At 63.7% G+C, this 13005-nt stretch carries 12 protein-coding genes and 1 pseudogene; 8 read left to right on the top strand and 5 right to left on the bottom strand.

Annotation, left to right across the window (positions count from 1 at the left end; genetic code table 11):
* The first annotated feature begins 3 nt into the window (after window positions 1–3).
* Window positions 4–663 carry a class I SAM-dependent methyltransferase gene (locus EJ576_RS22770; protein ID WP_126571178.1) on the top strand — a complete coding sequence of 220 codons (660 nt, stop codon included), beginning with the start codon at window positions 4–6 and terminating at the stop codon, window positions 661–663.
* Window positions 664–700: 37 nt separating this feature from the next.
* Here the strand turns inward: EJ576_RS22770 and EJ576_RS22775 are convergent, their stop codons facing one another.
* Complete coding sequence (locus EJ576_RS22775; protein ID WP_370468629.1) at window positions 701–1702, bottom strand: cupin domain-containing protein; 1002 nt, start codon at window positions 1700–1702, stop codon at window positions 701–703.
* A 62-nt stretch (window positions 1703–1764) separates the two neighbouring features.
* On the opposite strand from EJ576_RS22775, the gene EJ576_RS22780 reads away from it, so the two are divergent.
* The 3 genes and pseudogenes from EJ576_RS22780 to yghU all read left to right on the top strand — a co-directional run bounded on the left by EJ576_RS22780 (window position 1765) and on the right by yghU (window position 4127).
* A complete protein-coding gene (locus tag EJ576_RS22780) occupies window positions 1765–2991 on the top strand; it encodes an MFS transporter (protein WP_028619732.1) in 1227 nt (408 codons plus the stop codon).
* Window positions 2992–2996: 5 nt separating this feature from the next.
* Window positions 2997–3194: pseudogene (locus tag EJ576_RS22785) on the top strand (agmatine deiminase family protein); the annotation flags it as partial.
* A gap of 99 nt (window positions 3195–3293) precedes the next feature.
* Entirely contained in the window at window positions 3294–4127 is an 834-nt protein-coding gene (gene yghU / locus EJ576_RS22790) for a glutathione-dependent disulfide-bond oxidoreductase (protein ID WP_126571208.1), read from the top strand.
* Window positions 4128–4258: 131 nt separating this feature from the next.
* Here the strand turns inward: yghU and EJ576_RS22795 are convergent, their stop codons facing one another.
* The 3 genes from EJ576_RS22795 to EJ576_RS22805 are packed head-to-tail and all read right to left on the bottom strand — an operon-like array spanning window position 4259 to window position 6985.
* Window positions 4259–5185 carry a sugar ABC transporter substrate-binding protein gene (locus EJ576_RS22795; protein WP_126571179.1) on the bottom strand — a complete coding sequence of 309 codons (927 nt, stop codon included), beginning with the start codon at window positions 5183–5185 and terminating at the stop codon, window positions 4259–4261.
* A 19-nt stretch (window positions 5186–5204) separates the two neighbouring features.
* On the bottom strand, window positions 5205–5984 hold the full coding sequence (locus EJ576_RS22800) for a TIM barrel protein (protein WP_122724513.1): 780 nt from the start codon (window positions 5982–5984) through the stop codon (window positions 5205–5207).
* Window positions 5981–6985, bottom strand: coding sequence for a Gfo/Idh/MocA family oxidoreductase (locus EJ576_RS22805; RefSeq protein ID WP_126571180.1), 1005 nt, complete (start codon window positions 6983–6985; stop codon window positions 5981–5983). Before EJ576_RS22805 ends, EJ576_RS22800 begins: the two co-directional genes overlap by 4 nt.
* A 185-nt stretch (window positions 6986–7170) precedes the next feature.
* Here EJ576_RS22805 and EJ576_RS22810 point away from each other — a divergent pair, with 185 nt between their 5' ends.
* Window positions 7171–9135 carry a sigma-54-dependent Fis family transcriptional regulator gene (locus tag EJ576_RS22810; protein WP_126571181.1) on the top strand — a complete coding sequence of 655 codons (1965 nt, stop codon included), beginning with the start codon at window positions 7171–7173 and terminating at the stop codon, window positions 9133–9135.
* 10 nt (window positions 9136–9145) lie between these two features.
* Here the strand turns inward: EJ576_RS22810 and EJ576_RS22815 are convergent, their stop codons facing one another.
* Complete coding sequence (locus EJ576_RS22815; RefSeq protein ID WP_126571182.1) at window positions 9146–10195, bottom strand: LacI family DNA-binding transcriptional regulator; 1050 nt, start codon at window positions 10193–10195, stop codon at window positions 9146–9148.
* Window positions 10196–10358: 163 nt separating this feature from the next.
* On the opposite strand from EJ576_RS22815, the gene EJ576_RS22820 reads away from it, so the two are divergent.
* Genes EJ576_RS22820 through EJ576_RS22830 form a run of 3 tightly spaced genes read left to right on the top strand, consistent with a single transcriptional unit; the run spans window position 10359 to window position 13004 of the window.
* Window positions 10359–11453 (top strand): fatty acid desaturase family protein, encoded by a 1095-nt coding sequence (locus EJ576_RS22820; protein WP_122724519.1) that lies wholly within the window; start codon window positions 10359–10361, stop codon window positions 11451–11453.
* Between the two features lie 28 nt (window positions 11454–11481).
* The gene (locus EJ576_RS22825; RefSeq protein WP_058426960.1) at window positions 11482–11802 is read left to right on the top strand and encodes a MocE family 2Fe-2S type ferredoxin; all 321 of its coding nucleotides are present in this window, start codon (window positions 11482–11484) and stop codon (window positions 11800–11802) included.
* 2 nt (window positions 11803–11804) lie between these two features.
* Complete coding sequence (locus EJ576_RS22830) at window positions 11805–13004, top strand: NAD(P)/FAD-dependent oxidoreductase (RefSeq protein ID WP_126571183.1); 1200 nt, start codon at window positions 11805–11807, stop codon at window positions 13002–13004.
* Window position 13005 lies beyond the last annotated feature (1 nt).

Raw genomic sequence — 13005 nt, forward strand, 5'->3', positions numbered from 1 at the left:
ACAATGAAACACACGGCAGAGGAAAGTGCATTGGTGACCGCATCCCACCGGCTCAATGGTGAAAAGGAGGTGCTGCGGGCCTTCTACGATGAGTGGGCGCAAGGCTACGTAGACACCGCTTTTGGTGAGAAGTATGTCGGTCACTGGGTTTGTGCAAAATTGCTGGATGTGGTGGCCCACGCGTTGGTCAAATCGGGCCGGCCACACAGTGCGCGGATTCTCGATGCCGGGTGTGGTACCGGGTTGGTGGGAGAGCAACTGGCCGGGATCGGCTACGGCGAGATCGATGGCATCGACCTGTCCGCCGGCATGGTCGAGCAGGCACGCAAGACCAACGCATACAGTCAGCTCACGGCTGATGTCGACTTGAACGTGCGCAACCCTGCCATCGCCGATGATCGCTATGACCTGGTGGTCTGTTGCGGCGTGTTCATCGACGGACACGTGGCCGTCACCGCACTGGACGAACTGCTGCGTGTCGCGCGCACTCCTGGCTACCTGGTTGTCAGTACGCGCCAGAGTTACCTGGACCATGAACCTTTTGTCGAGTACGTCAAGCGTTTGGCCGAGGACGGCAAGGTGCGTGTGGTCATGCGTATCGAGCGCGGTAACTATATCAACGTCGACACCGCCGATTATTGGGTCCTCGAAAAAACCACCTGAACGCCGGCATCGGCCAGGATATCTTCGAGGCGCTCGTTCATGCCGGGCTCCGGCTGCGCTGGCGGCTGGCCCCCGGCGGATGGCCGGTAATACGCTTGAACGCACGACTGAACGCTGCCTGGGAGGTATAGCCCAGGCGCAGCGCCACTTCTTCGATAGGCAATCGCTCCAGGGTCAGCCATTGGCTGGCCAGGCGCATGCGCAACTCCGTCACGTAGCGCAGGGGCGGGATGCCCAGGGTGGCCTGGAAGCGCTCGGCGAACACCGAACGGGAAGCATGACAATGCGCCGCCAATTCGGCCACGCTCCAATCGCGCCCCGGGTCCTGATGCAGGACGAGCAGGGCACCGGCCAGTCGCGTGTCGCGTAGCGCCGCCACCAATCCCGATGCATTACCGCAGGCACATTCCACCCAGCCCCGCACGATCATGGCGGCGACCACATCAGCCAGGCGCGCGAGGATGCCGGAGTAGCCGATGCGAGCAGCGGACACTTCACGTTCCATCACCGCCAGGATCGGCATCAGGCCGGGGTACCGCTGGCCCTGGGCATCGATCAGCATCAAGGCCGGCATCAGACTGCCGAGCCCCTGGAGACTGCCGAGTTCGAACGCCATGCAGGCGCTGAACAGCAAGGTGCAGGGGGGCGTATCGGGGGACGCATCCACGGCGCAGACGGTATCGCCCAACGCGGTCGCGCCAAAGCCATCGATGTCCTGCACAGGCCTGTCCGCATCGGAGGACAGCGCATGGGCGCCGCCGTGGGAGATGAACACCGCATTGCCCGCTGACAACTCAAACAGGCCGCCGTCGTCGGTTCGCAGGGTGGCCGTCCCTGCGGCCAGGAAGTGGAAGTAGGCGTGTCCGGGTTTGGCCTCAAAGCCCATGCCGAAGCTTGGTCCGGCCTGGATGCGTCGGTACTGCACGCCGCTCAGGCGCATGCCGCGCAGCAGCTCGTCGATAAGGTCGGAGGACTGATTGAAAGGGGCCACTGTTGTCATGTTCGGGGTTTTGGTCAAAAACTTAAGGGTCTGCATCATAGATCATCCGGATGGGCGAACCTAGACTGGCCGTCGCGCTAATTTCCCGAGGATGTCGTGTGATGAATGATTGTGTAGCCCAAGCCGCTCACTCTGCCCAAGTTGAGCCCGATGCGCCCGCCTGGATGGCGGTGTTTTCCCTGGCCATGGGGGTATTCGGCTTGTTGACGGCGGAATACCTGCCGGCAAGCTTGTTGACGCCAATGGCGATGGACCTGGGAGTGTCCGAGGCGCTGGCCGGCCAAGCCGTGACGGTGACGGCAGTGGTGGCGTTGTTTGCCGGGCTGCTGGTGCCCGGCCTCACGCGTGGGATCGACCGACGCGTGGTGCTACTGGGTTTCTCCCTGCTGATGATTGCGTCAAACCTGTTGGTGGCGTTCTCTTCAAGCCTGGCGGTATTGCTGCTGATGCGCATCCTGCTGGGCGTCGCCCTGGGCGGTTTCTGGAGCATGGCGGCCGCCGTGGCGATGCGCCTGGTGCCAGCGGCGCTGCTGCCCCGCGCGCTGTCGATCATCTTCAGTGGTATTGCGGTGGGCACGGTGGTCGCTGTGCCGCTGGGCAGCTACCTCGGTGGTCTGTATGGCTGGCGCAGTGCGTTCGTTGCCGCCGCCGCCGTCGGTGCAGTGACGCTGGCGTTCCAACTGTTCACGCTGCCCCGCCTGGCGCCCTCGGGGACTGCACGCTTGCGCACGGTACTGGATGTGCTGCTGCGTCCGGGCATCGCCATCGGCATGTTTGGCTGCGTGCTGGTTCACACCGGGCACTTTGCGCTGTTCACCTACATCCGACCCTTCCTGGAAAGCACCACGGGGGTGGGGACAGAAGGGTTGGCGTTGATGCTGCTGGGGTTCGGCGCAGCCAACTTCGTCGGCACGCTGCTGGCCGGTTGGATGCTGGTGCGTTATCCACGTGGGACCTTGGTGCTGATGCCGGTATTAGTGGGCGTCGCGGCGCTGGCCCTGGTGTTGCTGCCAGTCTCTCTCCCAGGCCAGGCATTGCTGCTGGCGCTGTGGGGCATGGCCTTTGGCGGGGTGCCCGTGGCGTGGTCGAACTGGGTGGCCCGCGCCGTGCCGGACCAGGCTGAGAGTGCCGGTGGCATGGTCGTGGCTTCGGTGCAGTCCGCCATTGCAGCGGGCGCGGCCGGAGGAGGCGCGATGTTCAGTCTCAGTGGCATCAGCGGGGTGTTTCTGGGCGCGGGTGTACTGATGCTGTTGGCTGCCTTGTTGATTGCGCTGCGGGTACAAGTGCCACGCACCGAGGCAGGCATGGGCGTGGCGCTGCACCTGTGAGCTAGGTGTCCAGGTGGGGCAGCAACTGGCTGACCAAACTAATCCCCAACAAGCAGCAGCACGACGAGGATGCGCTGCTGGCGGCCCAGATCGCCGAGGAAACCGGCGCCCGGCCTATCCGCAGCGAACGGGTGGGCGAGGGCGGCGGGATTGAGGTTGACGGCCTGGGCACCGGTATCATGACCGAAAGCAGCTGGATCAACTGCAGCGGGGGGCGGTGGCATTCACTGTGTGACGAGCCATCAACCTTTGGTTTAGTCTGGAGCGCTTCGCCGATCGCAAACGCCTCTGGAGCCGTCAGCATGACCGATTACGTACCCCCGAAAGTGTGGACCTGGGACACCGAAAATGGCGGCACCTTCGCCAGCATCAATCGCCCGATTGCCGGCGCGACCCATGACAAGGAACTGCCGGTAGGCAAGCACCCGCTGCAGCTGTATTCCCTGGCCACGCCTAATGGCCAGAAAGTCACGATCCTGCTGGAGGAGTTGCTGGCGCTGGGTCACAGCGGTGCGGAATATGACGCCTGGCTGATCAAGATCGGCGACGGCGACCAGTTCGGCAGCGGCTTTGTGGGGGTGAATCCGAACTCCAAGATCCCGGCGCTGTTGGATCGCAGCGGCGCCACGCCGATTCGCGTATTCGAGTCGGGGGCGATCCTGCAGTACCTGGCCGAGAAGTTCGGTGCGTTCTTCCCCTCCGAGCCTGCGGCCCGTGCCGAATGCCTGTCGTGGCTGTTCTGGCAGATGGGCAGCGCGCCGTATCTGGGCGGTGGTTTCGGGCATTTTTATGCCTATGCGCCGAGCAAGATGGAGTACGCGATCAACCGCTTCGCCATGGAAACCAAGCGTCAGCTAGACGTGCTCGACCAGCGCCTGGCAGTAAGCGAATACATCGCCGGTGATGAGTACACCATCGCCGATATTGCGATTTGGCCGTGGTATGGCGGGCTGGTCAAAGGCCGTTTGTATGGCGCGGCGGAGTTCCTGTCGGTGCATGAGTACAAGCACGTGTTGCGCTGGGCAGACGCGATCGAAGCGCGGCCGGCGGTGCAGCGCGGCCGGCGGGTGAATCGGGTGTCCGGTGAGCCCCATGAGCAATTGGCCGAGCGGCATAACGCCAGCGACCTGGACTAAAGGCCTGACGCGGTAAGAAATGTGGGAGCGGGCTTGCTCGCGAATGCGCAGTGTCAGTCAACAGGTTCATTGGCTGATCCACCGCAATCGCGAGCAAGCCCGCTCCCACATTTGGATTTGTGTATTTCACTCTACTTGTAGCGCTGCTCAAACACCGCCACCTGCTCCGGCTTGATCAGTTCAAACGGCACCCACACATCCGGCTCAATTGCCTCGCCCTTGATCATCCGCACCGCTGCCTGCACTGCCTGGGTCGCCTGGGCTTTCGGGTCCTGGAATACCGACGCCGTCAGCAACCCCCGCTTGATCGCTGCCAGCCCATCGGGCAAGCCATCGATACCCACAATCGCCACTTCACCCTTGGTTTTTCCCGCCTGCTGCAAAGCCATGGCCGCGCCAATCGCCATTTCATCGTTGTTGGCCACGATGGCATCGAACTGCGTGCCCGCCAGCAGCCAGTTGCTGGTCAGGTCCATGCCCTTGCTGCGTTGCCATTCGGCGCTTTGCTGCTCGACCACCTTGATACCGGGAAAGTCCTTGAGCACCTGTTTGGCGCCCTCGGTGCGGTCATGGGTGGCGTTCTGCGCAAGGTCGCCCATGATGATCGCCACATTGCCCTTGCCGCCGAGTTTTTCCGCCAGGTAGCGCATCTGCAACTGCCCGGCCTCGATGTCGTTGGAGGCCACGGTGACCACGCCCTTGGGCAGGGTGCGTTCGTCCGGGTGACGGTTGACGTACACCAGCGGCGTCTTGGCCGCCACGGCAGCACGGGTCATGTTGGCGGTGGCGGCGGTGTCCACCGGCAGTACGATCACCGCGTCGACCTTCTGGTTGAGGAAGCCCTCGACCTGATTAAGCTGGCGCACTACGTCCCCCTGGGCGTCTTCGAACTGGATCTGCACATCCTGCTGCTTGGCGGCCGCTTCCAGGCCGGTGCGCACGTAGGTCATGAAGTTGTCGTCGACCCGGGCAATGCTCACGCCGATGCGATAAGCCGCCAAGGTCCATTGGCTGAACAGCAGCAACAAGGTGGCAGCAAACAACGAATAGCGATTCATAAGGGTGATCCTTTTATTGTTATAGGGTGAACGCCTGGCGGAAACGCTCCAGGGCCAGCTCGCTGTCGCCGCTGGCCCAGCCTTCCAGGCCGACCACGCCGCTGTAGCCTATGGCGTGCAAGGCCTTGGCAATGGCCGGGTAGTGGATTTCACCGGTGCCAGGCTCCTTGCGACCTGGTACATCGGCCACTTGGATTTCACCGATGGCGCTGCCGGCGCGCTGAATCAGTTCGATCAAATTTCCTTCGCCGATCTGCGCGTGGTACAGGTCCAAATTCATCTTCAGGTACGGGCTGCCCACGGCCTCGATCAGCGCCAGGGTATCGTCGGCGCGGGCGAAGGGGGTGCCAGGGTGGTCAACTTCCGTATTGAGGTTTTCCAGCAGGAACACACGGCCGGCGTCTTCCCCCAAGCGGGCGATTTTTTCCAGGGTCTTGCATGCGCTCAGCCACATGCGTCCGGTGGTCTGGCTCACCGGTTGTACGGGCAGGCCGCCGTCACCCAGGCCGGTGCCGTGCAGGTTGAGGCTGGGGCAATTCAGTCGTTCGGCGACCCCTAAGGATTCGCGGGCGCTGTCGAGCAGTTGGCGGATACCGCCGGGGTCGGTGAGGGTACCGCTGATGTAGCCGGTCATGGAGGTGAAGTCGGCGCCGGTAGCGACCAGGGCGGCGATGTCCTTGTCTGTCCAGTTCCAGATTTCGGCACTGAAGCCCAGCGCATGAATGCGCTGTACGCGCTCGACAAAGGGCAGGTCGAGAAACACCATCTCCGCGCTGACAGCCAGCTTGAAGGGGCTCATACGGCCACCGCCTTGCCGGTTTCGAATGACTCGATGCAGGCGCGGGCAATCGCCAATGCCGCACGCGCGTCTTCGCCGCTGGCCAGGGGCTTGGCGCCGCTGCGCAGGCAGTCGACGAAGTGGTTGAGCTCGGCGATATAGGCGTCGCGCAACAGGTCGGTGTCCAGGCGCTGGGTGTCGGCCTGGATGCCCTGGGCCAGGTAGCGCACCAGGTCGGAATCGTTGAGGCTGCCCATGCTCAGCATGCCGGCGCTGCCGAACACTTCGCCGCGCACGTCGTAGCCATACACAGCCTGGAAGTTGGCCTCGGCGGTGGCGATGGCGCCGTTGTCGAAGCGGATCGCGACCACGGCGGTGTCGAGGAAGCCTTTGCTTTTGTATTCGGGCGCGATCAATGCGTCGGCCATCACGTAGACCTGCACCGCCTCGGCGCCAGGGTTGAGGTAGCGCAGGGTGTCGAAGTCGTGGATCAGAGTTTCCAGGAAGATCACCCATTGCGGCGACTTGGCCGGGTTGTTCAGTGCTGGGTCGCGGGTCAGCGAGCGCAGCAACTGCGGGGTGCCGACGCGGCCGGCGGCGACGTCGAGGTGCGCGGTGCGAAAGCTCTTGGCGAAACGCCGGTTGAACCCGACTTGCAGCGGCACTCGCGCATCGGCCGCAGCAGCGATAGCGCGGTCGGCTTCATCGAGGGTGATGGCCATGGGTTTTTCGCAGAAGATGCCCTTGCCGGCGCGGGCGGCGCTGATCACCAGCTCTGCGTGGCTGCGGGCGGGGGCGGCGATCAGCACGCCGTCGATCTCCGGGTCGTCGAGCAACTGCTGCGGGTCGGTGTAGACCTTGCTCACGCCCAGTTCAGCGGCGAGGCGGGCGGCCTGACCTGGCGTCGGGTCGGCAATCGCTGCCAGGCTGGCACCGGGGATATGCCGCGCGGCGGTCAGGCCGTGGAAGCTGCCCATGCGGCCGGCACCGATCAAGCCCAGGCGGATGTTCTGTGTACTCATGAAATAACCCCTTGTTGTTATTGGCCTCAGGGCGCTCCTGATGGCAAAGGGGTCAGAGCAAGGCTTGTGCCATTTTTTAACGTGTTGATAAATAACGATTAATAATTATCTATAAACAAAAAAGTGTTCATTTTGATGACATGCCTATACTGACATGTCAAAAACATGAACATGGATACCGCCCAATGAGCATGGCGTTCAGCGTGCAAGACCTCGACTACCTCACGGCCCTGGGGCCTGCGGCGCTGAATGATGGCCCGGTTGCCGCACTGGAACAGGCCTGGCGCGACTGCCTGGCCGGCCAGGTCGACCGCCCGACGCACGTGCGCCAAGTGATCTGGGATTCTTGGCGACGCAGCGTCCAGGCCGGTATCGACCCGGCCGACAATACGTACCGCTTCGTTGGCGCCGACACGCTGGCCGCCACCCAGGCCACCCACCGCGTGCTGATCGAGGCGGCTGCGCAGGTCATGCATGGCTTGCTGGCCTACAACCCGCGCGGCCATATCAACCTCACCGATGCCGACGGTACCACCCTGTATTTCTGTGGGCTGGACATCACTCCGGTGGGCAGTCGCCTGCTGGAATCGGTGCAAGGCACCAACTGCACCGGCCTGGCGCTGGCCGAGGATCACCTGGTATACGTGCTGGCTGAGGAGAACTTCGGCATCGGCCTGCGCCAGCGCCGTATGCATTGCGCCGCCGCGCCGATCAAGAATGCCCAGGGCCAGACCGTGGCCATGCTGACGCTGACCGCCGAGCCCGGCTGGTTTCACTTCCATACCCTCGGCACGGTGCAGGCCGCAGCCGACGCGGTATCGCGGCAGATGGCCCTGCAAGGGCTGTTGGAAGAACAGCAGACTGTCCTCGAAGTGCTCAACGAAGGCCTGGTGGTGCTGGACGAACGCGGCTGTATCAAGGCGCTCAACCGCTATGCCCGGCAGCTGTTTGGCGTTGGGCTGGAGCTGATCGGGCAGCCGTTCCAGCAACTGGGCCGTAGCGAACTGAGTGAGGCCCTTGGCGCACCCGTACGCGACCTCGACTGCACCTTCCTCCTGCACAACCGCAGCCAACTCGCCTGCCTGGTCTCGGTGTGCCCGCTGGAGCAGGGCGGTGTGATCGTGTCACTGCGCGAGAACCGCCGCATTCGCGAAATCACCCGACGCATCATCGGCACCCAGGCCAGCTACACCTTCGACACCATCCAGGGCAGCTCGCGAGCGATCCAGGACGCGCTGCACCTGGGGCGCATCGCCAGCCGCAGCGATTCCACCACCCTGATCCTTGGCGAAAGCGGCACCGGCAAGGAGCTGTTCGCCCAGGCCATCCACAATGGCAGCGAGCGCTGCAACGGCCCGTTTGTGGCGGTCAACTGCGGCGCGATTCCACGAGACCTGGTGCAAAGCGAGCTGTTCGGCCACGTCGAAGGCGCGTTCACCGGTGCCAGCCGTGGCGGCTCGGCGGGCAAGTTCGAACTGGCGGATGGCGGCACCATCTTTCTCGATGAGATTGGCGACATGTCCTTCGATGCCCAGGTCAGCCTGCTGCGGGTGTTGCAGGAGGGTGAAATCACCCGCGTGGGCGCGAAAAGCTCGCGGCAAGTGAACGTGCGCATCATCGCCGCCACCCACCGCAACCTCAGCCAGGCGGTCGCGGAAGGCGCGTTTCGTGAAGACCTCTACTACCGCCTCAACGTGCTGAACCTGACCGTGCCACCGCTGCGCATGCGCCGTGAAGACATTGCGCTGCTGGCGCGGCATTTTCTCGCCCGCTGCGCGCGCTCGTTGCGTAAATCGGTGCAGGGCTTTTCGCCGGAGGCGATGGCGCTGCTGTCGGCCTACGGCTGGCCGGGCAACGTGCGCGAGCTGGAAAACAGCATCGAACGGGCGACCAACCTGGCGATGGGAGAGCTGATCGAACCGGTGGATCTGCCGCTGGAAAGCCGCCAACGCACCCCGCTGCGCGCCCACGAAGCGCCGCCCGCCCAGGACCTGAGCAGCCACGAAATGCACGCCATCGTCGCCGCGCTCAACAGCACCGGCGGTAACATCCGTCTGGCTGCGCGGCAGCTCAACGTGTCGCGGGGTGGGCTGTACAACAAGATGAGTCGGTTCGGCTTGAGTATTGCGGATTTTCGCAAGCCTTTGTAGGAGCGATGTTTCAGTTACCCATGTTCTCCGACGTCACAATCTGCGGTGGCACATACACCCGCTGCCGCACCGGATCGAACCCCTCTGCACTCTGCAACTCCACCATCAACCGCACCAACGCCGTCGCCGTCTGCCCCGGTTGCGAATCCATCACCACATCGATCAACCCCTGGCCCAGTGCCTGACGTGACAGCACGGTCGACTCCTGCAGGATGCAACACAACGCCGGCCGCTTGGGCAGCTGCGCCAAGGCGCTGATGATGCCGTCGCCGCCGCCGCCCACCACGCATAATCCGCGCAGGTCGCTGTGGCGGCTGATCAGGTCGAGGGTGGCTTCTTCGGTGATGTCGCAGTTGTCCAGGTTGATCAACGGTTCCAACGGTTTGAGCCCTGGCGCGTGCTCGGCCAGGTAGCTGTGCAAGCCTTCGACCCGTGCCTGGTGGCCGAGGAAACGGTGGCCGCCGAGCAGGATGCCCACGCTGCCTTTGCGAGCGCCGCAGGTGCGGGCGAGCAGCCAGCCCATGGTGCGGCCGACCACATGGTTGTCCTGGCCGACGTAGGGTTCTTCGGCCTGTTCGTGGATATCCGAGAGCAGGGCAACCACGGGCACACCGGCTTCGCGGATCTGCTTGAGGCAGGCGTTGATCAGCGGATGGGCAAAGCTGACCACCGCGAGGCCATCGCATTGCACGGCCAGTTGTTCGATCTGCGCGACAATGGCGCTGGGCGTGCGATCGACGATGTACTCGAACTGGCACGTCAGGTTGGCAGCGCCATGCTGTTCGGCGGCGGCGTTGATGGCTTGCGCCAGGCTGGCATAGAACGCCTGGGCGGTGGCCAGCAACAGGATGCCGAAACGATAGGTCGGCCGGCGTTCGCGAATGCGCTGACCGATCAACCGCGCCGCGAAATACCCCACGGCTTCGGCCGCCTGGAACACCTGCTCGGCGGTCTCGGGATTGACCGGCGCACGTGCGTTCAACACGCGGTCGACGGTGGCCACGCTGAGCCCCGCCTGGGCGGCGACGGTGGCGATGGTTGGGCGTTTATTGTTGTTCATGACAGGCCCCTTTGAGCGTCTTGATAGAAAACTATCAAGCCCCGCTGGGCCTGGATGATAGCTTGATAGGGAATGGATTCAAGGCATTGAGGGTGAAAGATTCGTTCTCTAAGGTGGGTTTCACACAGCACTTGAAACCACCCGCTTGCGGAGAACAATAACAATGCCTGAACACACCGCTCACACCGCCCGGCGCGATTACAGCCTCACCGGCCCCGAAGCCGCCCGCGCGGCTGAAAAGGGCCTGGTCTCGGCCAGTTGGTACCAGTCGCCCATCTCGCGCAAACGCATGAAAGAACTGATGCAGCGCCGCGACGGCCCGGCCTTGCTCGACACCGCCCTCTGGGTGATCGCACTGTTGGTCACCGGCTTTGGCGGCTACTGGTTCTGGGGCACCTGGGCCTGTGTGCCGTTCTTCCTCGCCTATGGCGTGCTCTACGGCACTGCATCCAATCCGCGTTGGCACGAAACAGGTCATGGCACCGCGTTCAAGACCCGCTGGATGAACGACGGGCTGTATCAGGTCGCCAGCTTCATGTGCATCTTCGAACCCCACGTATGGCGCTGGAGCCATGCCCGTCACCACACCGACACCATCGTGGTCGGCCGCGACCCGGAGATCGTCGAGCCGCGTCCGCCAAGCTTTTTGATGATGTTCTTGAGCCTGTTCAACCTGCCCCTGGCCTGGAAAACCTTCAGCGGTGTGGCGCGGCATGCCATTGGCAAGATGAGCGCCCAGGAAGCCGACTTCATCCCCGAATCCGAATGGCCCAAGGTGTTTCGCGCGGCACGGATCTGGGTCGGTATTTATGCGGTGGTGATTGGCACCGCGTTGTACCTGCACAGCTGGCTGCCGCTGATGCTGATTGGTCTGCCGAGCCTCTACGGTGCCTGGCTCGGCTATATCTTCGGCCTTACCCAGCACGTCGGCCTGGCGGAAGACGTGCTGGACCACCGCAGCAACTGCCGCACCATCTACATGAACCGCGTGCTGCGCTTTATCTACATGGACATGAACTACCACCTCGAACACCACATGTACCCGATGGTGCCGTACCACGCCCTGGCGCAACTGCACGAAGAGATCCGCAGCGACTGCCCGCCGCCGTACGCCAACCTGTTCGAGGCGTACAAGGAAATCTTGCCGACGATCTGGAAGCAGCGCAGCGATCCGACCTACTTCATCCAGCGCCCGATCCACACTAAAGCCGAACCGGCTGCCCATGCCCCGCTGCATGCAGAAACAGCTGCTGGCTGAGTTCCCCCCTAGAACAAGAGAAAACACCATGAACGATCAATGGATCGACGTCTGCGCCGTGGGCGAAATAGACGAGGAAGACGTACTGCGCTTCGACCACGGCCCGCACACCTACGCGGTGTATCGCTCGGCCGAGAATGAATTCTTCGCCACTGCCGGCCTGTGCACGCACGAGAAAATCCACCTGGCCGACGGCCTGGTGATGGACCATGTGATCGAGTGCCCCAAGCACAACGGGCGTTTCGATTATCGTACGGGCAAGGCCCTCGGCGCGCCGGTGTGCGTCAACCTCAAGACCTACCCGGTGCGGGTCGAAGCGGGGCGAGTATTGCTCGCCGTCACGGCGTGATGATGAACGCCCCCCTGATCATCGTCGGCGCCGGCCATGCCGGTGGCCGCGCGGCGCTGACCTTGCGCGAAGAAGGTTATGCCGGGCGCCTGATCCTGATTGGTGATGAAGTGCACTTGCCCTATGAGCGACCGCCGTTGTCCAAGGGCGTGTTGCAGGGCACGGCGGACCTGGCTGGCTGCAGCCTGTGCGACAGCGCGCGGCTTGCCGAGCTGGGCATCGAGCATATCGCCGGTAACCCGGTGACGCAGTTGCAGCCGCAGCAGCATCGCCTGCAACTCGCCGACGGCCAGTGGCTGCCGTACGCGGGCCTGTTGCTGGCCACTGGCGGCCGGGCGCGCCGCTTGCCCCAGGAGCAGGCCCATGTGCTTTACCTGCGCACCCATGATGAGGCGCTGGCCCTGCGCAGTGCGCTGAAGGCAGGTACGCGGCTGGTGGTGGTCGGTGGTGGCTTTATCGGCCTGGAAGTGGCAGCGACGGCACGTGGCCTGGGCTGCGAGGTGACACTGCTCGAAGCCGGCCCGCGCCTGGCGGGGCGGGTGTTGCCACCGGTCATCAGCGAGGCGCTGCTGGCGCTGCATCGTCAGCACGGGGTCGACGTGCGCTTGAATGTGGCCTTGGAATCCATCCAGGCCGATGCCGTGTGGCTGGTCGACGGGCAACGCTTGCCCTGCGACTTGGTGGTGGTTGGCATCGGCATGCAACCCAATACCGAATTGGCCGCAGCGGCGGGGTTGGAAGTGGGGCAGGGCATTCGCGTCGATAGCCACCTGCGCACCAGCGCGCCGGGCATTTATGCCGCCGGTGACGTGTGCGAGTTTCGCCTGGGTGGCGAATACCAGCGCCAGGAAACCTGGCGCAACGCCGAGGCCCAGGGGCGGCATGCGGCGCTGAACCTGCTCGGTCGCGACGTGCCGTTCGAGGCACTCCCAGGTTTCTGGTCCGACCAGTACGACTGGGGCTTGCAGACCGTGGGTGTGATGACACCCCTGACGGTCAGCCGCCCATTGGCGAGCGGTGGCGTGCTGCTGTTCTACCTGGATGCCGATCAGCGCTTGCACGGTGCCTGCGGCTGGGCGCCGGGCAACAGCGTGGCCAAGGACATCAAGCTGTGCGAACGCCTGATCAGCGCACGCCTGTCACTGGCCCCCGCCAGCCTGGCCGACCCCGAGCTGTCCCTCAAATACTTGCTGCGAGGCTGAT

Origin of the sequence: Pseudomonas sp. C 49-2, from assembly GCF_003970195.1 — a bacterium.
GTDB lineage: Bacteria > Pseudomonadota > Gammaproteobacteria > Pseudomonadales > Pseudomonadaceae > Aquipseudomonas > Aquipseudomonas canadensis.